This window comes from Actinomadura harenae (assembly GCF_003696215.1).
Lineage (GTDB): Bacteria > Actinomycetota > Actinomycetes > Streptosporangiales > Streptosporangiaceae > Spirillospora > Spirillospora harenae.
The window spans coordinates 27,353-52,742 of the sequence record NZ_RFFG01000054.1 but is presented as its reverse complement, the minus strand read 5'-3'; the positions used below and the strand labels follow the sequence as shown (position 1 = coordinate 52,742).

Annotated in this window: 25 protein-coding genes and 1 pseudogene; 16 read left to right on the top strand and 10 right to left on the bottom strand. The window is 73.2% G+C overall.

Translation table 11 applies throughout. The features are described 5' to 3' along the window. Positions 1 to 719, top strand: a pseudogene (locus EBO15_RS44450) (hypothetical protein); the annotation flags it as partial. A gap of 1 nt (position 720) precedes the next feature. On the opposite strand, the gene EBO15_RS26690 reads toward EBO15_RS44450, so the two are convergent. The 7 genes from EBO15_RS26690 to EBO15_RS26660 all read right to left on the bottom strand — a co-directional run bounded on the left by EBO15_RS26690 (position 721) and on the right by EBO15_RS26660 (position 6,950). Next, positions 721 to 2,496, bottom strand: coding sequence for an SDR family oxidoreductase (locus EBO15_RS26690; RefSeq protein WP_122197202.1), 1,776 nt, complete (start codon positions 2,494 to 2,496; stop codon positions 721 to 723). Continuing rightward, positions 2,493 to 3,338, bottom strand: coding sequence for a M24 family metallopeptidase (locus EBO15_RS26685; protein WP_233616452.1), 846 nt, complete (start codon positions 3,336 to 3,338; stop codon positions 2,493 to 2,495). The genes EBO15_RS26690 and EBO15_RS26685 overlap by 4 nt, the downstream gene beginning before the upstream one ends. Positions 3,339 to 3,506: 168 nt before the next feature. Next, positions 3,507 to 4,442 (bottom strand): metal-dependent hydrolase, encoded by a 936-nt coding sequence (locus EBO15_RS26680; RefSeq protein WP_122197200.1) that lies wholly within the window; start codon positions 4,440 to 4,442, stop codon positions 3,507 to 3,509. A gap of 82 nt (positions 4,443 to 4,524) precedes the next feature. After that, entirely contained in the window at positions 4,525 to 5,340 is an 816-nt protein-coding gene (gene fdhD, locus EBO15_RS26675; RefSeq protein ID WP_122197199.1) for a formate dehydrogenase accessory sulfurtransferase FdhD, read from the bottom strand. Between the two features lie 61 nt (positions 5,341 to 5,401). Next, positions 5,402 to 6,028 (bottom strand): trimeric intracellular cation channel family protein, encoded by a 627-nt coding sequence (locus tag EBO15_RS26670; protein WP_233616450.1) that lies wholly within the window; start codon positions 6,026 to 6,028, stop codon positions 5,402 to 5,404. Between the two features lie 25 nt (positions 6,029 to 6,053). Then, entirely contained in the window at positions 6,054 to 6,236 is a 183-nt protein-coding gene (locus EBO15_RS26665) for a DUF3099 domain-containing protein (RefSeq protein WP_122197198.1), read from the bottom strand. A 69-nt stretch (positions 6,237 to 6,305) separates the two neighbouring features. Next, positions 6,306 to 6,950 carry a LysE family translocator gene (locus EBO15_RS26660; RefSeq protein ID WP_122197197.1) on the bottom strand — a complete coding sequence of 215 codons (645 nt, stop codon included), beginning with the start codon at positions 6,948 to 6,950 and terminating at the stop codon, positions 6,306 to 6,308. Positions 6,951 to 7,091: 141 nt separating this feature from the next. Here EBO15_RS26660 and EBO15_RS26655 point away from each other — a divergent pair, with 141 nt between their 5' ends. From EBO15_RS26655 to EBO15_RS26585, 15 genes are all read left to right on the top strand, one after another. After that, a complete protein-coding gene (locus EBO15_RS26655; protein ID WP_122197196.1) occupies positions 7,092 to 7,571 on the top strand; it encodes a hypothetical protein in 480 nt (159 codons plus the stop codon). Positions 7,572 to 7,683: 112 nt separating this feature from the next. Then, positions 7,684 to 8,025, top strand: a complete 342-nt coding sequence (locus EBO15_RS26650) for a hypothetical protein (protein ID WP_147481658.1) — start codon at positions 7,684 to 7,686, stop codon at positions 8,023 to 8,025. After that, the gene (locus tag EBO15_RS26645; protein WP_122197194.1) at positions 8,022 to 9,488 is read left to right on the top strand and encodes a PrsW family glutamic-type intramembrane protease; all 1,467 of its coding nucleotides are present in this window, start codon (positions 8,022 to 8,024) and stop codon (positions 9,486 to 9,488) included. Before EBO15_RS26650 ends, EBO15_RS26645 begins: the two co-directional genes overlap by 4 nt. After that, positions 9,485 to 9,868, top strand: a complete 384-nt coding sequence (locus tag EBO15_RS26640) for a hypothetical protein (protein WP_122197193.1) — start codon at positions 9,485 to 9,487, stop codon at positions 9,866 to 9,868. The genes EBO15_RS26645 and EBO15_RS26640 overlap by 4 nt, the downstream gene beginning before the upstream one ends. 5 nt (positions 9,869 to 9,873) lie before the next feature. Next, positions 9,874 to 11,922: a hypothetical protein gene (locus tag EBO15_RS26635; protein ID WP_122197192.1), complete on the top strand. Its 2,049-nt coding sequence runs from the start codon at positions 9,874 to 9,876 to the stop codon at positions 11,920 to 11,922. Positions 11,923 to 12,072: 150 nt separating this feature from the next. Then, positions 12,073 to 13,626: a sialidase family protein gene (locus EBO15_RS26630; protein ID WP_199744824.1), complete on the top strand. Its 1,554-nt coding sequence runs from the start codon at positions 12,073 to 12,075 to the stop codon at positions 13,624 to 13,626. A gap of 272 nt (positions 13,627 to 13,898) precedes the next feature. Next, positions 13,899 to 14,465 carry a fluoride efflux transporter FluC gene (locus EBO15_RS26625; protein WP_122197191.1) on the top strand — a complete coding sequence of 189 codons (567 nt, stop codon included), beginning with the start codon at positions 13,899 to 13,901 and terminating at the stop codon, positions 14,463 to 14,465. Beyond that, entirely contained in the window at positions 14,462 to 14,821 is a 360-nt protein-coding gene (gene crcB, locus EBO15_RS26620) for a fluoride efflux transporter CrcB (protein WP_122197190.1), read from the top strand. The genes EBO15_RS26625 and crcB overlap by 4 nt, the downstream gene beginning before the upstream one ends. A gap of 118 nt (positions 14,822 to 14,939) precedes the next feature. Further along, positions 14,940 to 15,449, top strand: a complete 510-nt coding sequence (locus EBO15_RS26615; protein WP_122197189.1) for a DUF6069 family protein — start codon at positions 14,940 to 14,942, stop codon at positions 15,447 to 15,449. Beyond that, positions 15,446 to 16,984, top strand: a complete 1,539-nt coding sequence (locus tag EBO15_RS26610) for an MFS transporter (protein WP_233616449.1) — start codon at positions 15,446 to 15,448, stop codon at positions 16,982 to 16,984. The genes EBO15_RS26615 and EBO15_RS26610 overlap by 4 nt, the downstream gene beginning before the upstream one ends. 25 nt (positions 16,985 to 17,009) lie before the next feature. After that, positions 17,010 to 17,930, top strand: a complete 921-nt coding sequence (locus EBO15_RS26605) for an NADP-dependent oxidoreductase (RefSeq protein ID WP_122197188.1) — start codon at positions 17,010 to 17,012, stop codon at positions 17,928 to 17,930. A 33-nt stretch (positions 17,931 to 17,963) separates the two neighbouring features. After that, positions 17,964 to 18,833: a glycosyltransferase family 2 protein gene (locus EBO15_RS26600; RefSeq protein WP_122197187.1), complete on the top strand. Its 870-nt coding sequence runs from the start codon at positions 17,964 to 17,966 to the stop codon at positions 18,831 to 18,833. Positions 18,834 to 18,899: 66 nt separating this feature from the next. Continuing rightward, positions 18,900 to 19,877, top strand: a complete 978-nt coding sequence (locus EBO15_RS26595; protein ID WP_122197186.1) for a GlxA family transcriptional regulator — start codon at positions 18,900 to 18,902, stop codon at positions 19,875 to 19,877. 64 nt (positions 19,878 to 19,941) lie between these two features. Continuing rightward, positions 19,942 to 20,544: an isochorismatase family protein gene (locus EBO15_RS26590; RefSeq protein WP_122197185.1), complete on the top strand. Its 603-nt coding sequence runs from the start codon at positions 19,942 to 19,944 to the stop codon at positions 20,542 to 20,544. A 217-nt stretch (positions 20,545 to 20,761) separates the two neighbouring features. Beyond that, on the top strand, positions 20,762 to 21,220 hold the full coding sequence (locus EBO15_RS26585) for a hypothetical protein (RefSeq protein WP_122197184.1): 459 nt from the start codon (positions 20,762 to 20,764) through the stop codon (positions 21,218 to 21,220). Between the two features lie 91 nt (positions 21,221 to 21,311). On the opposite strand, the gene EBO15_RS26580 is transcribed toward EBO15_RS26585, so the two are convergent. The 3 genes from EBO15_RS26580 to EBO15_RS26570 all read right to left on the bottom strand — a co-directional run bounded on the left by EBO15_RS26580 (position 21,312) and on the right by EBO15_RS26570 (position 25,303). After that, positions 21,312 to 21,707, bottom strand: coding sequence for a DUF3224 domain-containing protein (locus tag EBO15_RS26580; protein WP_122197204.1), 396 nt, complete (start codon positions 21,705 to 21,707; stop codon positions 21,312 to 21,314). A 451-nt stretch (positions 21,708 to 22,158) separates the two neighbouring features. Continuing rightward, positions 22,159 to 23,538, bottom strand: a complete 1,380-nt coding sequence (locus EBO15_RS26575) for an IS1380 family transposase (RefSeq protein WP_122197183.1) — start codon at positions 23,536 to 23,538, stop codon at positions 22,159 to 22,161. A 367-nt stretch (positions 23,539 to 23,905) separates the two neighbouring features. Beyond that, entirely contained in the window at positions 23,906 to 25,303 is a 1,398-nt protein-coding gene (locus tag EBO15_RS26570; protein WP_122197182.1) for a pyridoxal phosphate-dependent decarboxylase family protein, read from the bottom strand. Positions 25,304 to 25,390: the final 87 nt, after the last annotated feature.

The following is a 25,390-nucleotide window of genomic DNA, read 5'->3' as shown; positions in this document are numbered from 1 at the left end:
TGCGCCCGCACGGCCAGGTCGCGCGGTTCGCCGCCCGGCTCCGCGACGCGCCCCGCCGCCTGGACGAGCTGCACGCCGCGGACCTGGACCTGCGCCGGGTGCTGGCCACCGCCCCGCCGGCGCTGACCGTCCCCGCCAGGAAGGCCTTCGCCGTTCTCGGCGTGCGGCCCCTCCGGTTCTGCGCCGCCGAGGCGGCGGTGGTGCTGGGGATGAGCCTGGAGCACGCCGAGGACGTCATCGACGAGCTGGCCGGGGCGGGCCTGGTGGAGTTCGCCGGGTACGACCCCAGCGGCCACGACGCCTACCGCTTCCCCGAGCTGCTGCGCCTCTACGCGATCGAGTACGCCTCCGAGCGCCCCTCCGAACACCCTTCCGAGCACGCCCCCGAGCGCCCCTCTGAGCACGCCCCCGAGCGCCCCTCTGAGCACGCATCCGAGCACGTCTCCGAGCGCCCCTCTGAGCACGTCCCCGAGGGGGCCTCCGAGCACGTCTCCGAGCGCCCCTCTGAGCACGTCCCCGAGGGGGCCTCCGAGCACGTCTCCGAGCGCCCCTCTGAGCACGTCCCCGAGGGGGCCTCCGAGCACGTCCTCGAGCGGGCCTCCGAGCACGCCGACGAGCGCGCCTCGGAGCATGTCCTGGAGTACGTCCTCGGGAACGCCTCCGACCATGCGGTCGTGCGCACGCCGGAGTGCGTTCCCGGGGAGGTGCCGGGCTGGTGAGTCAGCCGACGTCGACGCGGGCCAGGAGGCGCATCACGCCGGGGGACAGGCGGGAGAGCAGGCGGCTCGCGTGCGCCTCGGGCGTGACCGGGACGACCGCGCGGTCCTTCAGGACGGCCCGGACGACCTGCTCGGCGACCTTCTCCGGGCCGTACCCGCGCAGCGCGTAGGCGCGGGAGGCGCGCCTGCGGTCGTTCTCCTGCGCCGCCTCGTCCCGTCCGACGAACCGGGACGTCCTGGTGATGTTGGTGTTGACGACGCCGGGGCAGATGGCGGTGACGCCGATGCCCCGGCCCGCCAGCTCGGCGCGCAGGCACTCGCTGAGCATCAGCACCGCCGCCTTGCTGGTGGAGTAGGCGGGCAGCGCCCGGGACGGCGTGAACGCGGCGGCCGAGGCCGTGTTCACGATGTGGCCGCCCTGCCCGCGCTCGGCCATCTGCGCCGCGAACAGCCGCGTCCCGTGGACGACGCCCCACAGGTTGACGTCCAGGACGCGCTTCCAGTCGTCCGGCGTGTGGTCGAGGAACCCGCCCGCCATGCCGATCCCGGCGTTGTTGACGACGACGTCGGGGACGCCGTGGTCGTTCAGGACGGTCTTGGCGAAGTCTTCCATGGCGGCGGCATCCGCGACGTCCACCTGGAGGCCGTGCGCGTCCGGGCCGAGCAGGCCGGCCAGCTCGGCGGTGCGCTGGGCGGACGCCGGGTCCAGGTCGGCGGCGACGACCTCCGCGCCGCGCTCGGCGAACGCCAGCGCGGTCGCCCGGCCGATGCCGCTGCCCGCGCCGGTCACCACCACCAGCGAGCCCTCGAACGGACGCCGGCCCGGGACGACCCGGGCCCGGCGCAGCGCGCGGGACTCGGCGGCCGTGAGCGCGCCGCCGGTCGTGCCGGTGATGTGCTCGCCGATCCAGCGCGCGATGACGTCCGGGTGGCTGCGCACCACCCAGTGCCCGGCGGGGATCGTCCGCAGCGACAGGTCCGGGACGCGGTCGCCGAGCCCGCCGACCAGGTGCGGCGACACGAACAGGTCCTTGGTCGGGATGATGACCTGCGTCGGGACGTCCGTGCGGCGGGGGAGCGGGGCGCGCATCCGGCTCAGCATGTTCGCCCGGTACAGGCCGACCCCGGCGGCGCCGTCGCGCGGCAGCGTGCGCGCCGGGTGCCCGTCGCGGGACGCGACGCCCTCGCCGACTTCGAGGGCCTTCGCGAACGGCCCGCCCATCCCGGCCCGCCACACGATCTCCGGCAGCAGCGGGGTCTGGAAGAAGTAGATGTACCAGGACCGCGCGGCCTGCCCGAGCCCGTGCCGCACGTTCCGCGGCGTCGGACGGCGCAGGTTCCCGCGCGTCCACTGCGCGACGTGGTCCAGGCACGGCCCGGAGATCGAGGTGAACGACGCGAACCGGTCCGCCATCGTGCAGGCGGCCTCCCACGCCTGGATGGATCCCCAGTCGTGCCCGACCAGGTGCACCTTCCGCTCCGGCGCGGTCGCGTCGAGGACGGCCCGCATGTCGGCCATCAGGTAGGAGAAGGTGTAGTGGCGCTTCCCGAACGGCCGCGAGGACGCGCCCGCGCCCCGCACGTCGTAGCGGACGACGTGGTACCGCTCGGCGAGCCGTCCGGCCACCTCGTCCCAGACCGCGTGCGTGTCGGGGTAGCCGTGCATCAGCAGGACGGTCGGACGGGCCGGGTCGCCCTGCTCGTAGACGGCCAGGTCGACGCCGTCGCCCCGGACGCGGCGGCGGCGGACCGCTCCTGAGGTCTGCGGGGTGGTCATGAGGCGGCCTTTCGTGCGGCCCAGCGGTGGACGTGGGGCAGGTCGTCGTCGAGCCAGTACGCGTCGTCCTCGGTGACGACGAGGAGCTCCTCGAACTTCACGCCGACGCCGCGGAACCCGATGTGCGGCTCGACGGCCCAGAGGCCCGGTGTCGGCGGATGCTGGGACTGCTTCGCGCCGTTCCACAGCGGCGAGCGGCCCTCGAGGCGTTCCTTGACGAGCTCGCGGCCGATGGTCTGGAGGAACCGGACCCCGAACGGGAACCCGACGCCCTTCGGCAGCGGCCCGCCGATGATCCCGACCTGGTGCCCGATGACGCGTCCCGGGTACTTGCGGTGCCGGTTCTGGTGGCCCTGCCGGTCGATCAGGGCGTCCACCTCGGTGTAGATGTCGGCGAACGTGCGGCGCTCGCGCACGAGGCCGAGGATGAGCGTCCGGTACTCGGCGAGGTCGGTGTCGAGCCGCTCCCAGATCCGGTTCTCGCCGAGCACGCCCCCGTAGCCGATGTCGGCGGAGAAGCCCTTCTTCACCGGGGCCATGTCGAGGATGTAGGGCATGCCCTCCTCCAGCCGCCTGTTGCTCGGCAGGAACTGGGTGGGCACCTTGAAGCCCTGGAAGGCGGTGCGGTCGCCGAACCAGGCGAACGGCGTGTGCAGCCAGTCGTCCACGCCGCGTTCGCGCAGCCAGCGCCGCATGCGGCGGCACGCCTCGCGTTCGGTCACGCCGGGTTCGAGGGTGGCCGCGATCTCCTCGGCGCACTGGTAGCACAATCGCTGGACCTCGCGGAAGCGCTCAAGCTCCGCCGCGTTGTCGGTGCGGGCGAGCGCGACATTATTGGACACGATGTTAATTAATCGCGCGGACGGGTCACCGGTCAAGTCGCGCCGGGTCACGAGTGACTCACACCACCATGCCCGGCCCGCCCGCGCGGGCGCGTGCTTCCAGAGGCGCTCGGGCATGCCGGAACGCCGCGCCTGGACGTCGTCCGGGCGCGGCGCCCGCGGCGGGGCTTAGTACGGGTCGTGCCCGGCGGCCTTCGCGGCGGGGGACGCCATGAGGTAGTCGAGCGCGCGCGGCGTCGAGCAGATCTGCGACGGGTGGTGGGACGGCCGCAGGTAGACCGGGGCCTCGCCGAGCAGCAGCCGGAAGATGCCCGGGACGTGCCCCTTGCGCACCGAGCGGCGGTAGGAGAGCCACACGCGCGGCAGCGTCACCTTCCCCCGGACGGTCGGGTCCTGCTTCATCAGGTAGAGCGAGCCGCCGATGAGCGCCCAGTACAGGAAGAACAGTGACGCGGCCCACGCGGCCACGCGCATCGGGTAGCGGCCGCCCATCGCCTGGTAGGTGTCGAACACCACCGACCGGTGCTCGACCTCCTCGGCGCCGTGCCAGCGCAGCAGGTCCAGCATGGTCGGGTCGACGCCCGCCGCGTCCAGCCGCCGGTTGTCCATGATCCACTGGCCCAGGACGGCGGTGTAGTGCTCGATCGAGGAGACCGCGGCGAGCTCGAACCGCAGCCGGCGCCGCCAGGCGCGCGGCGACCTGGCCTTCAGCCGCTCCATGTCCGCCGGGCGCTGCGCGTTGCCCGCGGCCATCTGGGACGTGATCTTCTCGGTGTCGATCCCGTTGGCCTCCAGGAGCTGGTCGAGCACGCCCTGGTGCGACCGCGCGTGCACCATCTCCTGGCCGATGAACCCGCGGATCTCCTCCAGCAGCTTCTCGTCGCGCAGGTAGGGCCGGGCGTCCCGGACGGCCTGGATGAACCACTTCTCGCCCTCGGGCAGGACGATATGGAAGGAGTTGATGATGTGCGTGGCGACCGGGTCCCCCGGGATCCAGTGCAGCGGCGTGGACGACCAGTCGAAGGTCACCCGGCGCGGCCGGATCGGGGGATGCCGTTCGTCGATCGTGAAGTCCGTCCCCCGGGGTGACAGGGACTCGGTCATGACCGCTCCTTCACTTCCGCCACTTCCGCACAAGTGGAATGGGGAGCAGGCTACCGACGTGGGCTACCGGTGAGTAGTCACATCACGCGCGAATTCGGTGCTCACCGCTGTAGATGTTCATCGTCGTACCACGAAGAAAACCGACGAGGGTCATCCCGGCGTCCTCGGCCAGCTCCACCGCCAGCGAGGACGGGGCCGACACCGCCGCCAGGACGGGGATCCCCGCGCCCGTCGCCTTCTGCGTCAGCTCGAACGACGCCCGGCCGCTCACCATGAGCACCGTCCCGGTCAGGGGGAGGCGGCCGTCGCGCAGCGCCCACCCGACGACCTTGTCGACCGCGTTGTGCCGTCCGACGTCCTCGCGCAGCGCCAGCAGCTTCCCGGACGCGTCGAACAGGCCCGCCGCGTGCAGGCCGCCCGTCCGGTCGAACACGCGCTGGGCCGCGCGCAGCGCGTCGGGCATCCCGGCGAGGACCCCGGCGTCCAGCTCGAGGGGGTCGGCCGCGACGTCGTACCGCCGCCGCTCGGCCCGCAGCGCCTCGATGCTCGACTTGCCGCAGACCCCGCACGCGCTGGTCGTGGTGAACGCGCGGACGTGCGACGCGTCCGGCGGCCGGACGCCCGGGGCGAGCACGACGTCCAGGGTGTTCTGCTCATGGGTGTCGGCGCAGTACCGCATGGCCGCGATGTCGTCCGCCGACCCGACGATCCCCTCCGCCGCCAGGAACCCCGACACCAGGTCGAAGTCGTCGCCGGGCGTCCGCATCGTGATCGTGAGCGGCGTGCCCGCCACCCGGATCTCCAGCGGCTCCTCGACCGCGAGCGTGTCCGCCCGCCGGTTCCGCGCGCCCCCCACCACCAGCCGTTCCACCGGCCTGCGCACCGTGATCCGCCCCATGCCTCGAAACTACTCCCTCGTTCCCCGTCCGCCGGCCGGCCGGACGGATGCTCCATGGACGTCAGTCGCGGACGCCCCGGGCGCGCGGCGTCCGCCAGTTCCAGCGCATCGCCGCCACCCGCAGCCCGAACGCCAGCAGCGCCGCTCCCGCCGAGACCGACGCCCCGTGCAGTCCCTCCTGCCACAGCAGCGTCGCGACCGTCGCGCCGACCAGCGACGGCAGCGCGTACAGCTGCCGGTCGTAGAGGACCGACGGGATCTGCCCGCTCATCATGTCGCGCAGGATGCCGCCGCCGACCGCCGTGATGACGCCGAGCAGCACCGCGTGCAGCGGGGACAGGTGGTAGTCGAGCGCCTTGATCGCGCCGGTGACGCAGAACAGGCCGAGCCCGGCCGCGTCGAACAGCATGACGGTCGGCATGATCCGCGTGACCTGGGGATGCCAGAAGAACACGATCGCGGTCGCCAGCAGCGGGACGAGCACGTAGCCGACGCTGGTGAACGCGGCGGGCGGCACGGCGCCGATCACCACGTCGCGCAGGATGCCGCCGCCGAGCGCGGTGATCTCGGCCAGGACGACCATGCCGACGACGTCCAGCCGCTTCTGCACCGCCGCGAGCGCCCCCGACACCGCGAACACGAAGATCCCGGCGAGGTCGAGCGCGCCGGGAATACCGAGGTCACTCACCGGGCGATCATCTCAGGCCGCCCGGTCACTCCCGGCGGTCGATGCCCCAGTTGGCGACGATCGCGGCGAACGGCGGGATGACCATGGCCACGATCGACATCACGATGGCGGCCGGCGGGCTGAACCGGGCGACCACCGTCCAGGACAGGACGAACAGCGTGAGGCACGTGCCCATCATGATGCCGTACGCCACCTTGCGGCGCCTCATGCCTCCAGGCTACGTCGTCGCCCGCCGGACCGGCCTGCGCGGCCCCGGTGCCGCCGGTCGGCGCGAGGATCAGCCGTGCTCCAGCGCCATACGGAGGCCGAGGCCGACCAGGACCGTCCCGGTGACGCGGTCGAACACCCGGCGCACCCGCTCCCGCGACAGCACCCGGCCGAGCGCCCCGACGAGCAGCGAGAACAGCCGCCACCACAGGACGGCGCAGGCCAGGAACACCCCGGCCAGCACGGCCGTGGTCGCCAGGCGCGGCTCGCCGTCCGCGACGAACTGCGGCAGCAGCGTCAGGAAGATCAGCACGATCTTCGGGTTGAGCAGGTTGCTGAGCAGCCCCTGCCGGAACGCGGCCTTCCGGCCGACCGCCGCGACGGTCACGGGCACGGTCACGGTCACGGTCACGGGCCCCGCCTTCCGGCCGCGCCGGGCGTGCCAGATCGCGGACGCCCCGAGGTAGACCAGGTAGGCGGCCCCCGCCAGCCGGACGACCGTGAACGCCGCGGCGGACGCGGCGAGCAGCGCCGACAGCCCGGCCACGGCGGCGCAGGCGTGCACCGCGATGCCGAGGCAGCAGCCCAGGCCCGTCCACCACGCGACGCTGGGCCCGCCCCGGACGCCGTTTCGGAGCACCAGGGCCATGTCCGGCCCTGGAGTGACGGTCAGAACGGCGACGACAAGCAGAAACGGAAGCATGAGTGTGGGCACGCGTCGATGGTAGCGCCGGCCCGGACACGCCCCGGCGCGCGCCCGCCGCCGAGGTCACGCAGGGTGATTGAGTACCGGGGCGGGGCGATCTGAGTATCCGGGGGGCTGCCGCCGGGGCGTCCGGGCGGTGAGGCTCGGAGGATGACCCGACGCGCCCTGCTGCTCCTCCAGATCGCCGTGACCCTGGTCGCCCTCGCCGCCCGCCTGCTCGCCCCGGGGTGGCTGGCGGCGATGATGCTGTTCTCCCTCGGTCTCGTGCCGCTGGTGCTGCTCGCGCCCCTGATCACCGCGACGCTGGCGCTGCCGCGCGGACGGGTCGCGACGGCGGCGGTCGCGGCGTTCGCGATCACCGACCTGGCGCTCCTCGCCTTCGCCTGGGCCTACCCGGACGTCCGCGACACCCCGAACGAGATCGCCGTCCCGGCGGCGGCGCTGTTCGGGCTCGGCGACCACCTCGGCGCGCCCGGCGGCGCGTTCATCGCCGCCTACGACACCACCGGACGCGCCCTGACCCTGGTCGGCGAGGCGGGACTCGTCGGCTACCTCGTCTGCGCATCGGCCACGGCCGCGCTCGTCACCACCCTCCGCCTCAGGCGGAACCGGGCCGCTTCGGCGCTCTGAACGCCCGCACGGGGGACGGCTCCCGCCAGCCGGCGGCCGCCCCGTGTACCCGGTGTGTACCGGAGGGGGCCACCCTGTCCGCACCGACGGGTGAACGGGGTGATCCGGGACGATGAGCATGGTGAGCGGGACCGCATCCGGGACGCGGCGCCTGACCCGGCTGATGACCATGGGGGCGGTCGTCGGCCTGGCGGCGCTGGCCGCGGGGCTGGTGATCGACTTCTCGGGGGCGAACGACCCGCCCGCCCCGGCGATGCCCGCGCTCCCGCGGATGCCCGGCCAGGCCCCGGGCGGTCAGCGGACACCGTCCGTGCCACAGATGCCCACGGACTTCCCGACGGACTTCCCCACGGACCTGCCGTCCGATTTCCCGACCGGGATGCCGAGCATGCCGTCCGTGCCGAGCATGCCCGCGCTGCCGAGCATGCCGAGCTTCCCGGGAGGCGCGCCGTGACCGGCCCGCAGGCCGCGGAACCGCCGCGCGAGGACTCCCCGGCGCGCGACCGGGCGCTGCTGTTCGCCCGCGTCACGATCGCGCTCTACCTGCTGGAACTCCTGCTCAACCTCATGCGCCCGCACCTCTCGCCGAACGAGCCGACCCTGTCGATCTTCGTGCGGGACCCCGGCGCGTCCGGGTCGCTCGGACGGCTGCTCTCCATGCCGAAAGCCGTCTTCTGGACGGTCGTCGCGGGCATCGTGCTCGGCGCGGCGCTCCAGGTGTACGCGCGGATCACCCGCCCGGAGGGACGCCGCGAGGCCGCCCTCGTCTGGGCGACGGTCGCCGTGCTGCTCGGCCCGTTCGCGCTGCTCGCGCTGACGGTCGTGTTCTCCTATCCGGGGGATGCGCTGCTGTGCGTGCCCGGAACGGCGTTCGTGCTGGCCGTCCTGCATCTCGGGCAGCGGTTCGGGCGGGTGCCGCTCACGCTCCTGGCCGCCGCGTTCGGCTGGGGCGCGCTGATCGTGTTCGGGCTCGGCCGGGCGTTCAGCGGCCTCGCGCTCGGCACGATCGGCGGCTACCTGCTGCCGCGTCCGACGAGCTCGGGATCCGCGCTGGACGACCTGAACGCGCTCGGCGGCCAGGTGCGGGACCAGTTCCGCATGATCGACCTCGCGGTCCTCCACCTGTTCGTGGTGAACGCGCTGGCCGTCGCCGCCGGGGTCGTCGTCCTGCTGCTCCTGTTGCGGCACCGGGTCGTGGACGTGGTCACCGGGTTCGTCCTCGGCGCGGCGACGGGGCTGGGCTGCGCGTTCGTGGAGAGCGTCCTGTTCATCCGGTTGTACGGGTCGCTGACGTTCGTCAACGGCGCGACCGGCGGGTTCGAGTACTGGATCCGGCAGTCGATCGGGTTGCTCGGCGGGTCCGTGCTGTTCGGCGCGCTGCTCGGCGGCGGCCTGGCGTTGGCGCTGACCGGCCCGCGCGAGAACCGCACCCGGACCGTCCTCGCGGCGTTCGCCACGGCGGTCGGCGGCACGGCGGGCTCCGAGACGCTGGCGGGATGGCTGTCGAAGATCACCCACGAGCACCTGTCCGCCGGGGGGACGTTCGACACCCTGATCGCGTCGCCGGCGCTGTGGCTGCTGCCTCAGCTCCCGTTCGCCGTCGTGGCCGTTCTGCTGCTGGTCACGGGCCTGCGGGCGCGTGCCGCGACGGCCCGGACGGCGATCCTCGCGCGGGCCGAGCCAGGCGGCCCGATCACGTCCGTCGAGGCGTACTTCCTCGCCGACCCGCCCCTTCGGCTGTGGACGCTCGCGGGCACCTGGAAGCGGCACGGCCCGGCCGCCGCGCTCGCCGTGTACCGGCTCCAATGCGCCCAGCTCGACCTCGCGTCGTCCGACCCGGAAGCAGGTGGACCGTTGCGTGCGAAGGTCATGCGACTGAAGGCGAACGGCCTCACCCGGGCGGGGGCGGCGTCATGACCGCCGTCCGCGGGGTGTTCTCCGGCGCCGCCCGGGTCGTCGTGCTCGGCGCGCTCGCGGCCTGTCTCGCGTTGCCGCTCGCGCCGCAGAAGGCGTCCGCCTGCGACGTCGGCTACGGCTACCGGCCACGGCTCGAGCTCGGGAAGCCGCACCTGGGACGCGGCGGGACGTGCTCGACCGGCACCTCGTCCGTGGGCGTCCTGCTGGTGACCGTGGTGGTGCTCGGCGGGCTGGCCGCCGCCGGGTCCGCCGTCGTCCGGCGCGGTGCGTCCCGGCTGCCGGGCCCGCCCGGCCGGGACCAGGCCCTCACCGACTACCTCCAGGCCACGGGCCTCGTGACGCCGTCTTCGCCGCCGTCCGGGCCGGGACGGGGGAACTGACCGCCATGCGGGCCACAGCGGGCCGGATCGCCGTCGTCGCCGTCCTCCTCGCCGCCTGGCTCGCGCCCGGGGGAGCGGTCGCGGCGACGCCCCCGGCCGCGCCCGGCCTCGTGGCGCCGACCATGCCGGGCGGCAACACCGTCCCCTGGGGGACGACGCCGGACGGCATGGCGATCAAGGCGTTCATCCGGGAGTACGAGTCGCGGTTCGGGGCGAGCGCGCCGATGGAGTGGCCCGCGATCACCCCGGGACGCAACGTCGCCGTGTTCGCCTTCACGCTCGTGAACGGCGGCCCGGTGCGACGCGTGGTCACCGCCAACGCGCCCGGCCCGCATGTGACCGGCGGCATCCTCACGAACAGCCTCTTCCTGGTGTTCGACGAGGACTACAACATCGTGCAGGACACGATCGGGACCCACCACGAGAACGAGCACTCCGAGGAACTGCTCGACCTCTGGCTCGCCGAGAACCAGATTTCTACGAGCCGGGTGTTCTCGGCCGAGTCCGAGCGGGAGGAGTGCGACTCGCGCTGCTGGTTCCTCCTCGGCTCCGCGCCCGGCACCGATCACGACCGGTACCGGACGCTCCGCGACAACGGGGGGATGAACTACACCTTCGGCCGCACCGCCAAGAACGTCGACCGGGACCTTGCGGCGCTCCGGGCCCAGTGGCGTGCGAAGGGGAGCCAGGTCGTCAAGCCCACGGCGGCGACCCTCGCGCAGCTCGCCCTGCCCTGCCCGGCCAAGCCCGGTGCCAAGCCGAAGCCGAAACCGAAGCCGAAGCCCGTCGCGATGGCGTTCGTCCCGTTGGCGCTCGCGGCGGACGACGGCCCGTGCGGCCGCACGCGCACGGCGCCGCAGGCAGGGCCGCTGGGGCAGGCGCTGGGATCCCGCGACCTGGGCGGGGTGGACTTCTCGACGCTCCAGATGCGGTACATGTCGGACGATCCGTCCCACGGGCGGGTCCAGTACGCGTTCTCCGGACGGCCCGCCGCGCCCGGCGCCCGGCAGAGCTTCCTGGACGGCGGGGACGCCGTCATCTCCAGCGCCGCCGACCTGCGGACCTGGCTCGTCCTCGACCCGTCGCGCTTCTGGGTGAACCTCAACCCGAGCGAGCCCGACCGGATCATCGACCCGCGGCTCGGGCGCACCGGCGCCGGACGGGCCCTCCTCGAGGCGGACTACGCGATGAAGCGCACCGAGGGCAGACTGCTCGACCCGAGGACGCGGCTCGGCGCGGAGTACTGGAACACGCTGGGGGGACCGTCCGGGCAGGTCTGCTACACCTCCCGGATGTGGATCGTGCCGGGTGACGTGCAGGTGCGCGAGGACGGCGACACCCTGTCGATCCTCAAGGCCGCGCTGGACGTGAAGGTGCAGGCGCTGACCGTCCCGGGCGGGTGCGGCACCGACCCGAAGGTCCAGGCGGCGGGGGAGGCCGCCGAGAAGCGGCTCGTCCTGCCGGAGATCGTGCGGGCCGTCAACACCGCGCCCGAGTACGCGCCGCTGCGGCGCGCGTTCACCGCCCGCGTCATCGCCGAGTGGATCAGGCGGCGGCACGACGCGGGCGAGCGCACGTCCTTCGACGGGCTGATCGGGTCCGGCGACCTCGGACCGGCCGAGAGCACGGACGGGTGGCGGCCGAGGCAGGTCTACGACGCGTTCGTCCGGTCCTTCCGGCGGGGGGACTTCACGTTCACCGAGACGACGCGGCTGGGCGACCGTGAGCTGGTCACGAAGATGACGTTCGGCGGCGTGGACTTCAGCAGGCTGTCGCCGACCAAGCTCGACGCGGCCGAGACCGACCGGCGGTACCCGAGGCTGCCCGAGACCGCGAAGACCTCGGGAACCCGCGCCGCCACCGCGCCGGACGGCTCGATCTGGCTCGGCCAGCGCACCGCCGCGCCCACGGCCGGCTTCTGGGACCGCACGGGAAACTCCGTCAAGGGCTTCTTCGGCGGACGCACCGGACTGATCGTCCTGATCGCGGCGGGCCTCGGCGTCGTCGCCTTCGGGCTGCGCGGAAACACCCGGAAGCGCCGAACCCGCCCCTGACCTGATCCTCCGTCCCGTCCGGAACCGGACGGGACGGGATTGACCGGGGTCGGCCAGCGGGGGTTGTAGGGGGCCCAGGGCAGATCTACGTTCCCTGCGAAGGCCGTGAAGATCTACGCCTCTGTAGCGGAAGCTCGTCGAGGAGTCCGCATGCGAACACGAAGTCTGACCGCCGCCGGGCTCGCCCTGGTGCTGGGCGGGGCGCTGACCGCCGTCGCGTCCGCCGCCGCCGGGTCGTCCCTCCAGAACATCTCGCCCGGCAACCCCTACGCCTCCTGCACCGCCGGGGACAAGCCCGGCTCGGTCGTCTCACCCGGCTCCGAGGACGAGCCCTGGATCGCCGTCGACCGGCACGACCCCGGCCACGTCATCTCCGCCTACCAGCAGGACCGCTGGTCGAACGGCGGCGCGCGCGGCGTCGCCGAGTCCTACAGCACCGACGGGAGGCACTTCACCAAGGTGCCGCTGCCCTTCAGCAAGTGCGCGCCGGGCGGCCTGAACTACGAGCGCGCCTCGGACGCCTGGGTCGACTTCGGCCCCGACGGCGTCGCCTACTCCAGCGGCCTGGACTTCGACACCAACGGCCCGCGCAACGGCGTCGGCGCCGCCACGTCCTACGACAGCGGCAAGACCTGGACGCACGTCACCCAGCTCATCGACGACACCGACGCGGCGTTCACCGACGACAAGAACTCGGTCACCGCCGACCCGCTCCACCCCGGCACCGCCTACCAGGTCTGGGACCGCATCGACCAGGTCGCGAGCGGACCCGGCGCGCACTACGACGGGCCGTCCTACATCGCGATCACCCGCGACCACGGGCGCACCTGGGGCACCGCGCACGCGTTCGTCGACACCAGCGGCGTCCCGAACTCGCAGACCATCGGCAACGTCATCGTCCCCGACGCGCGCACCGGCACCCTCTACGACTTCTTCGAGTGGCAGACCTACAGCGACGCCACCGGGACCCAGGCGACGGACCTGCACTTCGCGTTCGTCACGTCCCACGACCAGGGCCGCACCTGGAGCAGGCCCACGACCATCGCCGCCGACACGTCCGTCCCTGAGGTCGACCCGAACGCGCCGGACGACGCGAGCAAGGCCCTGCGCGGCGGCGCGAACCTGATCAGCGCGGCCATCGACCCCGTCACCGGCGAGCTGTACGCCGCGTTCGAGGGATCGGCGTTCACCGGCGGCAAGTACGACGACGTCGAGCTGGTCCACTCCACCGACCACGGCCGGACCTGGTCCGCGCCCGTCCAGATCAACCGGGCCCCGGCGGCGGCCGCGTTCACGCCGTCCATCGCGGTGAACGACCGCGGCCAGCTCGCGGTCACCTACTACGACCTGCGCTACCTCCAGCCGGGTAACACGACCACGCTGCCGACGGCCATGTGGATGGTGACCTACGGGCGCGGCGGGACGCAGCCGTCCGAGCGCCGGGTCTCCGGCGTGTTCGACTGGCTGCTCGCGCCGTACGCCGGATGGGGCCACTTCCTCGGCGACTACGAGTCCGTCGCGGTCAGCGGCGGCACCGCGTTCCGGCCCGCGCTCGTCGCCACCACCGGCGACGCGTCCGACCCGACGGACGTCTACACCGGCGTCTTCGGGGCCTGGCCGGTCAACGCCGGTCCGCCGCTCGCGCACGCCGCGCCGCGCCTCACCGTCCCGGCGCACCCGAACGCCCACCCGCGCCGTCACTGACCCCGGCGGCCTTCCGCTCGGGACGCCCGTCCCCGCCGCTCGGCCGGGGGCGGGCGTCCCGCGTGATCAAGGGCGGGTGTGATCCCGCTCGCATGCCGGACGGGGCGGGGCCGGTTAGACTGATCCGAGGTCCTCGTGAGAACGAGCCCGCGGCGGTGGGGCCCGCCGCCCCCGGCCGCCCGCCGAGACGGGCCCGGGGCAACCGCGAAGCCTGACCCGCTCGCCAACGGTCCCTACCAGAGTGATCAGCTGTGCCCTGGTAGGAGGAACCGATGTCCGATCCCCGGCTGCCCGTCGACCCCGACGTGGAGCTGAGCATCCCGCAGCAGCGCCGTGAGCTGGCCCACGCGCCCTGGGCGACGCTCGGCGCGATCTCGCTCGGCGGCGTCTGCGGGGCGCTCGCCCGGTACGGGCTCGCCACGGCCTTCCCGCACCGGCCCGGCGCGTTCCCCTGGGCCACCTTCGGGACGAACGTCTCCGGCTGCCTGATCATCGGCGTGCTCATGGTGGTGATCACCGAGGTGCTGCGCCCGCACCCGCTGCTGCGCCCGTTCCTCGGGGTCGGGGTGCTCGGCGGGTTCACCACCTTCTCCACCGCGATGGTGGACGTCCAGCAGGCGGTCGGGAACGGCGCGCCCGGCATCGCGCTCGCCTACCTGGCCGCGACCCTGGTGACGGCGCTCGCCGCCGTCTGGACCGGCGTCCGGCTGACCCGCGCGCTCACCCCGGCCCGGACACGGTCGAGGGACGCCGCCGGGGCGGCCGAGCCCGGGGCCGTCGCGCCCGGGGAGGCCGGGGCCAGGGTGAGCGCCGTGGCGTCCGAGGGGGACGCCCGATGACGCTGCTCCTCGTCGCCCTCGGCGCGGCCCTCGGCGCGCCCGCCCGCTACCTGACCGACCGCGCCGTCCAGGCCCGGCACGACTCGTCCTTCCCCTGGGGGACGTTCGCCGTCAACGTGGTCGGGTGCCTGCTGCTGGGGTTCCTCGCCGCCTACCCCGCGGGCGGCGGGCTCATGGCGCTCGCCGGAACCGGGTTCTGCGGCGCGCTGACCACCTACTCCACGTTCGGGTACGAGACCGTCCGGCTCGCCGAGACCGGGGCGCGGCCGTCCGCCGTGCTCAACGTCGTCGCTTCGCTCGGCGCGGGACTGGGCGCGGCGTGGGTCGGGATGGTCCTCGCGCAGGCCGTCTCCTGACGCGTCCACCCGCCCCCTGACCTCACCTTTTGCCCAACCTGGGGCGGATTGTGGGCTTCCCGCTGAGAGGTTGCGGCTACGGGTCCCATGACGGGCGGTGCGGGAGGAGGCAGGGCTCGTGTCGGACTCGATGTACGGGCCCTCGTCCCGGCCGGACGACCCGGCGGCGTCCCGGGCCCGGCTCCGCCCCGGACGGCTGTGGGCCGGGGGCCTCGCGACGGCCGTCGTCGCCGCCCTCGTCGTGGTGGTCGGGGTGCTGCTCGTCCGCGGCGTCCTGAACATCCCGGTGCTCGCGCCCAGCGGGCGGGGCACCTACGGCGACTCCTCGACCACGAGCTACGCGGTCGCCGCGGCCGCCGCGGCGCTGCTCGCGACCGCCCTGCTGCACCTGCTGCTCGTCGCGGTGCCGAGGCCGGTCGCGTTCTTCGGCTGGATCGGGAGCCTGGCGACCGCCGCGGCCGTCCTGCTGCCGCTGACCGTGACCGACCCCGTCGACTCCGCGCTCGCCACCGCGGCGATCAACCTCGTCACCGGCGTCGCCATCGTCAGCCTGCTGTGCGCGGTCGCGTCCGCGGCGGTGCAGCGGCCCGAGGAGCCCCGGCCGCCGCCGCCGGGGTACTACGGGTGACCGGGGACGCGGCCGGGACAGGGACCGGGACCGGGACGCGGCGGCGCTGGGCCGTCCTGGCGGTCCTGTCCGGCAGCCTGCTGATCATCGCGATGGACGCCACGATCCTCAACGTGGCGTTCCCGTCGCTCGTGGCCGACCTGCGGCCGACCTCGGTCGAGCAGCTGTGGATCATCGACGCGTACGCGCTGGTCCTGTCCGGGCTGCTCATCACCGCGGGCGCGCTCGGCGACCGCTGGGGACGGCGCCGCCTGCTGCTCATCGGCTTCGGGATCTTCGCGGCGGCCTCGCTGCTCGCGGTCGTCGCCACCGCGCCCTGGGTCGTGATCGCCGCGCGGGCGCTGCTCGGCGTCGGCGGCGCGGCCATCATGCCGTCCACGATCTCGATCCTGCGCGTGGTGTTCACCGACCCGCGCGAACGCGCCGTCGCCTACAGCGTCTGGACGGCCGTGATCGGCGCGGGCATGGCGCTCGGCCCGCTCGTCGGCGGCCTGGTCGTCCAGGCCTACGGCTGGAAGGCCGCGTTCCTGCTGAACATCCCGGTCGCCGTCGTGTGCGTCGCGTTCGCGCTGTGGCTGGTGCCCGAGTCGTCCCATCCGCGCGAGGGACGCTGGGACTGGTGGGGCGTCGTCCTGTCGGTGGTCGGGATGGTCTCGCTCGCCGGGGGCATCAAGCTGGTCGGCGGGCACGACGTCCCGAGCGGCCTGGCGCTGCTGGTCGTCGCCGCGGTCACGCTGACCCTGTTCGTCCGGCGGGAACTGCGGATCGCCAACCCGCTGCTGGCGGTGCGGATGTTCGGCGACCCGGTCTTCAGCGTCTCGGCCGTCGCGATCTTCCTCGGGATGATGGCGCTCGGCGCGGTCCTGTTCCTGCTCACCCAGTGGTTCCAGTACGCGCGCGGCCTGGAGCCGTTCGCCGCCGGGCTGCGGCTGCTGCCCGCCCCGTCCATGCTGATCGTCGCGCCGCTGTTCACGCCCCGGCTCATGGAGCGGTTCTCCGTCCGCGTCGTGCTCGGCGCGGGCATGGCCCTCGCGGCCGTCGGGATGGCCGTGCCGTGGGTCGCCGACCTCGCGGGGCGGCTGGAGTACGTCGAGATCGCGATCGCGCTGCTGTGCCTCGGCGCCGGGTTCGGGATCGCCACGACGGCCGCGTCCGTGGCGCTGCTGTCGTCCTCGCCGCAGGAGGAGGCGGGCGGGGCCGCGGCGGTCGAGGAGATCTCCTACGAGCTGGGCACCGCGATGGGCGTCGCCGGGATCGGCAGCCTCGCCGCCGTCGTCTACCGAGGGGACGTGCCGAGCCTCGGCCTCGGCGAGGCGCAGATGGCGCGCGTCCGGGACTCGATCGGCGAGGCCGCCGTCGTCGCCGCGCAGAACGGCGGCGGGCTCGGCCTCCGCATCATGGCGGCCGCGGCGTCCTCGTTCACGCACGCGCTCGGCGTCTCGTTCGCCATCGCCGGAATCCTGCTGCTCGTGTCCGGATACATCGGGTACCGGGTGATCCCGCCGGACTTCCGGCCCACCGAGAGCGACCACTGACCCCGCCCGGAAGGGACCGTCCACGATGAAGGCCGCCAGCTACGACGCCTACGCCGCCGACAACGCGCGCCTGCGGTTCGGGGACGTCCCCGACCCCCGCGTCGGACCGGGCGAGGTCCTGGTCGAGGTGCGCGCCGCCGGCGTCAACCCGGTGGACTGGAAGGTCATGGCGGGCGGCCTGGACCCCATGATCGAGGCGGTCTTCCCGGTCGTCCCCGGCTGGGACGTCGCGGGCGTCGTCACCGGCGCGGGCCCCGACACACCCGAGTTCGCGAACGGCGACGAGGTGATCGCCTACGCCCGCATGCCGATCGTCCGGCACGGCACGTTCGCCGAGTACGTCGCCGTCCCGGCCGGGTTCCTCGCCCGCCGCCCGGTCGCGCTCGACTGGGCCCAGTCCGCGGGCCTCCCGCTCGCGGGCCTCACCGCGCTGCGCATGCTGAACCGCCTCGAGGTCGGGCCCGGCGACGTCCTGCTGGTGTACGGCGCCTCCGGCGGCGTCGGGAGCGTCGCCGTCCAGCTCGGCCGCGAGCGCGGCGCCCGCGTCATTGGCACCGCCTCGGCCCGCAACCACGACTTCGTCCGCACCCTCGGCGCCGAGCCCGTCGCCTACGGGGACGGCCAGACGGCCCGCCTCCGCGACCTGGCCCCGGGCGGCGTCACGGCGGTCGCCGACTGCGTCGGCGGCCAGCTCGACACCACCCTCGCCGTCCTCGCCTTCGGCGGCCGCCACGCCTCCATCGCCGACCCCGCCGTCGGCCGCCACGGCGGCTCCTCCATCTGGACCCGTCCCGACGGCGCCGCCCTCACCGAACTCGCCGGCCTCGCCGACCAGGGCGTCCTGACCGTCGAGGTCTCCCGCATCTTCCCCCTCCCCGAGGTCGCCGCCGCCTTCGACGCCAGCCGCACCGGCCACACCCGAGGCAAAATCATCCTCATCCCCTGATCCGCCGAGCCCCGGCCTGCTTCACTTCCGGGCATGAGCGGGGTTGACGCGGTGGTCCTGACCATGAACGACCGTCCGGACGAGTTCGCCCAGGCCATGGCGTCCCTGCTGGCCCAGGAGGGCGTCACCCTGGACGTCGTGGTCGTCGGCAACGGCTGCGTCCCCGAGGGCGTGCCCGACGGCGTCCGGACGGTCGTCACGCTGCCCTCCAACGTCGGCATCCCCGAGGGACGGAACGTGGGCGCGGGCGCGCTCAGCGGCGGCGAGTACGTCCTGTTCTTCGACAACGACGCCGTCCTGCCGCGCCGCGACGACGTCGCACGGCTGGTCGCCGAGCTCGAGCGGCACCCCGAGGCCGCCTATGCGCAGCCGCGGATCGCCGACCCGGTGACGGGCGTGACACTGGCGCGGTGGGTGCCCCGCCCACGAGGGGCGCGTCCGGAGCGCGGGGGAGCGGTCGCGACGATGTCGGAGGGCATCGTCCTGGTCCGCCGGGACGCCTTCGAACGCGCGGGCGGGTGGCCGGGGCACTACTTCCTGTTCCACGAGGGCCTGGACCTGGCCTGGCGGCTCTGGGACCTGGGACGGACCGGACGCTACGCACCGCAGATCGTCGTCCACCACCCGGTCACCGATCCCGCCCGGCACGCGGGCTTCCACCGGCTCAGCGCCCGGAACCGCGTCTGGGCCGCCCACCGCAACCTCCCGATGCCGCTGACCTCGGTCTACCTGGGGCTGTGGATACTCCTGACGCTCGCGCGAGTGCGGTCACGGGCGGCGCTCGGCGCCTCCCTGCGCGGCTTCCGCGAGGGCTTGGCCACACGCCACGAGCAGATGCGGAAGCCGATCGCCTGGCGCACCGTCGCGCGCCTCACCCGGGCGGGACGGCCGCCCGTGATCTGAAGCGTGGCCGGATGTGACAGGAGGGCGTCATGGCGGACACGCGTCCGGCGCGTCCAGAATGGACGCATGCCCGCTTCGCACCGTGTTGTCATCGCCGTGTTCCCGGACGTCGACCTCCTCGACGTCACCGGGCCCGCCGAGGTGTTCGCGCTGGCCAACCGGGAGATGCCGGACGGGCGGACCCCGTACGAGGTCCTGCTCGCCGGGACGGACGGCGGGCTCGTTCGGACCAGCGCGGGCGTCCGGCTCGCCACCGACCTGACCCTGGACGAGGTCGGCGGCCGGGTCGACACCCTGGTCGTGCCGGGAGCCGTCGACGGCGCGGGCGCGCCGGTCATCGATCCGGCGCTGGTCGACTGGATCACGGAGACCGCGCCGCACGCCCGCCGTGTCGCCTCGGTGTGCGTCGGCGCGCACCTGCTCGCCGCCGCCGGCCTGCTCACCGGACGGACGGCGACCACGCACTGGGCCACCGCCGACCGGCTCGCCGCCGACCACCCCGACGTCCTCGTGGACCCGGACCCGATCTACGTCCGGTCCGGGGACGTCTGGACCGGCGCGGGCATCAGCGCCTGCATGGACCTGTCGCTCGCGCTCGTCGCCGAGGACCACGGTGAGCGGGTCGCGCTGGACGTCGCCCGGCAGCTCGTCATGTACCTGAAGCGGCAGGGCGGGCAGAGCCAGTTCAGCGTCCCGCTGTGGCAGGCCCCGGCCGAGCGCCGCGACATCGACGAGCTGCGGGCGTGGATCACGGCGAACCTCGCCGCCGACCTGTCGGCGGCGGCGCTCGCCGACCGGATGTGCCTGAGCGAGCGGCATTTCAGCCGCGTGTTCCGCAAGGAAACCGGCACGACGCCCGCCGCTTTTGTCGAGGCCGCCCGCGTCGAGGCGGCCCGGCGGCTGCTGGAGGGCACCGACGAGTCGCTCGACCGGGTGGCCGCCGCGTCCGGGCTGGGCTCGCCGGAGACCCTGCACCGGGCCTTCCGCCGCCGCCTCGGTACGACCCCGGCGGCCTACCGTCGCCGCTTCCGCACGGCCGCCTGATTCCTCACCTGCTTCCCCGTCCTGACCAGGACGGGCGATCCACCCTGCCGAGAAGGAGCCACGCATGACCGTTTCGACCACCCTGCGCGACGTGATCGGCCTGCCCGGCGCGCTGCCCGCGCTGTCGGCGAGCACCCTGATCATGATCGACTTCCAGAACACCTACACCACCGGCGTGATGGCGCTGCCCGGCGCCGACGCCGCGCTGGACGCCGGAGCCCGCCTCCTGGCCGCGGCCCGGACCGCTGGAACCCCCGTCGTCCACGTCGTGAACGACGGCGGCGAGGGCACCCCGTACGACATCCGCGCCGAGATCGGACGGATCGAGCCCCGCGTCGCCCCCCGCGACGGCGAGCCGGTCGTGGTCAAGGGCTTCCCGAACGCGTTCCACGAGACCGACCTGGAAGCGGTCCTGCGCCGCCTCGACGCCGGACCCGACCTGATCCTCGCGGGCTTCATGACGCACATGTGCGTCCAGTTCACCGCGCAGGGCGCGTTCAACCTCGGCTACAGCCCGGTCGTCGTCGCCGAGGCCTGCGCGACCCGTCCCCTCCCCGCCCCGGACGGCACCCCGCTCCCCGCGGACGCCCTCCACACCGCCGCCCTCACCACGATCGCCGACCTGTTCGGCCGAGTCGCAACCCGGGCGGACGACCTGCACGGCTGATCCAGCGGCTCCCCGAACTCGTCCCATGCGACCACAGAACCGTCATCCGCAACGGCGGAGCCCCCGCCATGGCCACCCACCGAACCAGCGCACCTGAAGAAGCCGCGTGGTCACCGCTGGGACGAGCCGTGCCCTGAAGTGGGGCCTGGCGCGGGGCGGCGGGATCTGAGGAGGATGTAGCCGTGATCACCGGCGGCGACGTGATGCGGGAGACGCCATGCTGACGGGCATCCTCGTCATGGCCTACCTGGTCGTCGTCGTGGTCTGGGCCGACCAGGCGAGCCCATCGCTCGTCGCCTGGGTCAGCCGGGCGGTCCCGCGATGGACGGGTGGCAGCGTGGCCGGTGCCGCGGTGTTCGCGGCGACCGTGCAACTGGGCGGCATGCTGCTGAGCATCGCCTGCTGGGCCGGTGCGATCACCACGGGGGAGAGCACCGGCGAGCGCTGGCTCGCAGCCTTGTGGGGCATCCCGATGATTCTGGTCAGCGCACCGCTCGCCTACGGCTTCGTGCCCGCCAGGACGCAGCCGCCCTACAAGCGGATCCGGGGGGCCTTGGTGAGGAGAGGCGCCACTGCGCGGCAAGCACGAGCGGCGGCATGGGCGGCCGGACCACTGGCCTGCTTCGCAGCCGGCGCCGCCTTCATCCCCCTCCCCCTCCTGATGCTGTCCGAGTAGGCGGCCCACCAGCGGCGTGGTGGTCCCCTCTCACTTCCGGTGGGGTGTGGTGGGATGGCTGAAGCCGGACGGAGTCCTCTTCGTCGAGGTCTTACAACCTGTAGCTGAGGGTGAGGACCTGGAACTGGCGCTCCATCGCGCGACCTGAGATCCCGGCGAGCCCTCCGGTCCCGGAGCCGGGGATGATGTTCCCGTCGCTGCTCTGGTCGTCTCCGTCGGCCAGCCCGTGGTGTTGGATCACGAACGTGCCCTGATGGCCGTCGAGGGTGCCTTCGATCCGCTCGGAGGCCACGTAGCCACCGCCGGCGGCGCCCTGTGCCGTGAGCACCTCGGCTACGCCCGTGCCGTCGATCGCTCCTTGGTAGCGCTTCCGGATCGTGACCCGCGTCAGCTTGGGGCCGTCAGCGGGCTCCTCGTACACCTTCTCCTCGAAGTCAATGATCTCGAAGTTGGCTTCAACCACACGTTCTACCTGCGAATCGGTCATGAAGATCAACAGTAGACCGTTCCCGCATCGTCGGTCGGCAAGATCTTGCCCTGTTGGTGGGGGTTCGCCCGCCCGCACGTCGCGGTCTGCCGAGTCGGCCACAGGACCCAACCCGCCTGGAGCTGTCCCGAGCCGGCCCGGGGGCGATGACGTCCTGATGCCTAGACTCCGACAGTCACTCACAGTCACCGGTGGAACTGGCCGTCCGTGCGGATTCCAGGTGGGCCGCCGTCAATCAAGTGTTGGCTCCGCTCATTCCTGCGCAGTGAATGGAGTCAACACCTCCTAGCCTCGATCTTTCGTGATGTTGGTCGGGTCGTGTAGCGACCCGACCAGTGGTGTCTTTCCGGTGGTGGGTCAGCTTGGTGGCCCGGCTGTCGCGCCGGGTGTGCGGGGTTCCACGGGCCCTGGTGGTGTTCCTTCCTGGGGTTGTCGGGGCGGGAGGTGTTGGTCAGGGTGCCGGCAGGGCTTGGAGCCGGCCGATCGCGGATGCGATGAGTGGGGACCAGGTCCAGGTGCGGGCGAGGCGGAGGCGGAGGCGTCGCCCTCCGCGGACCAGGCGTCCAGCGGCGGTGAACAGCCGCAGGCGCAGGCGTTTGGGTTCCCAGCGGCGGGCGGGATGATCGTGCAGGGCGAGGAGCTGCGTCCAGGCGAGCAGGTCCAGGGCGATCGCGACGATCTCGAGCCAGAGCTGGTTCTGGCCGGTGCCGTGGAGCGGGAGGTTCCGTAGCCCGGTGTCTTTGCCGGTGCGGATGCGGTCTTCGCAGCGGGCCCGCTGCCGATGACGGAGCTCCAGGTCGGCGAGCCGGCCGTGTCCTGCGCCGGGCCGGGTGCCGGTGACGAAGCACGTGAAGCGGTGTCCGTCGAGGTCGGTGAACCGCAGCTGAGCGCCCGGGTGGGGGCGTTCGCGGCGGACGATGACGCGCATCCCTTTCGGCCAGGAGGACAGGTCGAGCAGGCCGGTCAGTTCGGCCACCCACGCGCCCGGCCGGGGCTGCCGGTCGGCGTCGTAGGCGGTCTCCCAGACCTGTTCGGGCAGGGCGAGGATCGCGGCGCAGATGTCGTCGGTCAGGTTGAACCCGATCGAGTACTGCAACCTCGATCGGGTGATCCAGGTGAGGAACTCGCGGGTGCCGCCCCCGGAATCGGTCCTGACCAGCACCTGTTTCCGCAGATGCGAGGGGATCTGGGTGAGGGCTGTGCGGGCGGTGGTGATGTGGTCGGCGGCCGTGTTCGACCCGGCGTTCCCCGGCCGGAGCGCGATGAGCGCGGCCTCACCGGTCCCGACGGGGCCGTGGTCGATGAACGCGCCCAGCGGATGATGCCCGAACGTCCGTTTCCAGGTCGGTGCGGCATCCTGCTTCTCCGAGTGCGCGATCACGATCGTGGCGTCCAGGTCGAGGGGGATCAGCCCGCCACCAGCGCCAGGCGCCCGCTCTCCGGCCAGCTCCCACACATGTTCACGCGCTGCCGCCCGAGCGGCACGCAACCGCGCCAGCGCCCTCGCCCCTCCGTCGGCGAGGGCGCTGACCAGCCGGGACACCGTCGGATCCGAGGCGACCGGCCCGAACACCTCCGGGCACTCGCGCAGCACCGCGATGTCGGCGAGGCAGTCGCCGCCCAACGCGACCGCGACCGCCAGATCCGCGAAGATCTTCCCCGGATCGTGGACCGCCCGGTCCCTGCGCCACGGCTCCAGCGCCCCGGCCAGGCCCCGGCCCAGGCCAGAGACCCGCAGCGTCTCGGTCAGCAACAGGCCACCCGCCTGGCACACGATCCCCGAACCATCCGACGACACCACGATCTTGGCCTTCTGGCCGCTACCATGCACGAGAAAAGTGCCTTCCGATCAGGAACCGGTTCTGACTTCGCAATCCGAACCCTTCCTGGTCAGAGGCACTTTTCGCATGTAGACGATCAGATTGGTCTAACCCCTCGTGAAAGCGCGAGGCTAGTGAATGCATGGCAGGTCGCGCCGCGTTCCTGAAGGGCGTTCCGACGTGAGCGCGGCGCCGGAGGGCGCCCTGCGCCCCCGGTCTCCCCGCTGGAGCCGTTCTCGACCCGGTGTTCGTCTTCGCCGTCGGACAGCTCGTCGTGCACCTGCACGACGAGCTGTCCTGGCGCGGCGCGGCCGAGACCGCGGTGATGCTGGTCGCGGCGACGTATTTGCAGGTCAGGGTGTGCTCTCCCGAGGTTGTTCAGGATGGTTGCAGTTTGTGGAGCGCTTTTTGCAGGGCGGTGATGATTCGGTGGATGTCGGGTTCGTCGGTGCGCCAGTTGCTGAAGGCGGCTCGTAGTGCCGGAACGCCGTCCAGGACGGTCGGGGTGAGGAAGACCTCGGCGGCGAGCAGGTCGGTGAGGGCGGTGAGGCGTTCGGCGGTGGGCTCCTCCGCGAGGGTGAAGCAGGCGACGTTCAGGTGGACGGGCGCGAGGAGGCGAAGCTCCGGCATGGCGTCGACGGCGTCGCCCAGAGTGCGGGCGCAGGCGATGCTGCGTTCGACGATCTCCCGGTGGCCGTCGCGTCCGTAGGCGCGCAGGGTGAACCAGGCGGCGATGGCCCGCAGGCGGTGGGAGTTCTCCGGGGTGAGGTGGGCCGTGTCGGGGGTGTCGCCGAGAGGGCCGAGGTAGGCGGCCGCGTTCTGGAAGACGGCGGTCTGCAGGTCGCGTCGGCGGGTGAACTGGACGGCGCTGTCGTAGGGGACGTTCAGCCATTTGTGCAGGTCGACGCAGACCGAGTCGGCCGCGTCGAGGCCGTCGACCAGGTGCGCGTGGTCCGGGGACAGGGCCGCGAAGGCGCCGAAGGCGGCGTCCACGTGCAGCCAGAAGTCGTAGCGCTCCCGGAGCGCGCAGATGGCGAGGACGTCGTCGAAGTCGGCGGTGTTGACGGTGCCGGCGTTGGCGATGACCAGGCAGGGCCCGTCGGCCTGGTGCTCCCGCAGTGCGCGCTCGAGTGCGGCGATGTCGACGGCCTCGCGGCCGGGGAGGGTGTCCACCGGGACCAGGGCGGTGCGTCCCACGCCGAGGACCGACAGGGCTTTGGACACGCTCGAATGCGCGGCCCCGGAGAGGACCCGCACCGGGCCGAGGGCGCCGACGCCGTCCTCGGCCGGTGAGACGCCCTTGCGTTCGCCGAGCCATTCGCGGGCGGTCGCGAGGCCGACGGTCGTGGACATGGTGGCGCCGCTGACGAACGTCCCGTGGTGTCGGTCGGACAGCCCGAAGAGGCCGCGCAGCCAGGTGATCGTCTCGCGTTCCAGGTGCTGGCCCGCTCCGTCCAGGGACGAGAAGGCGTTCAGGTCCCAGGTCGAGGTCAGCCAGTCACCGGCCAGCGCCGCCGGGGTCGCGCCGCCCGTGACGAACCCGAGGTAGCGGGGCCCCGCGCTCGCCGACAGTGTCGGTTCCCAGCGCTCGGCGAACTCCTCCAGGGTCGCCTTCAGGCCGACGCCCCGCGCGGGCAGCGGTGTGGGCGGCGGGACCGGTGGGGAAGGGACGACGTCCCGCTCGTCCAGGCTCGCGAGAAGGGAGGCGGCGTGCCGTTGCACGTCTCTGAGCAGCTTCGGCAGTTCCTCGCGGTCTTCCGCGAGTCGCGGGTGCATGAGGGGTGACTCCCTTCGTGTCGGCTGTCCACGACGGTAGGCGGGCGCTGGAGGGAGGGCATGGTCCAGTCATGGGAAAGTGGACCA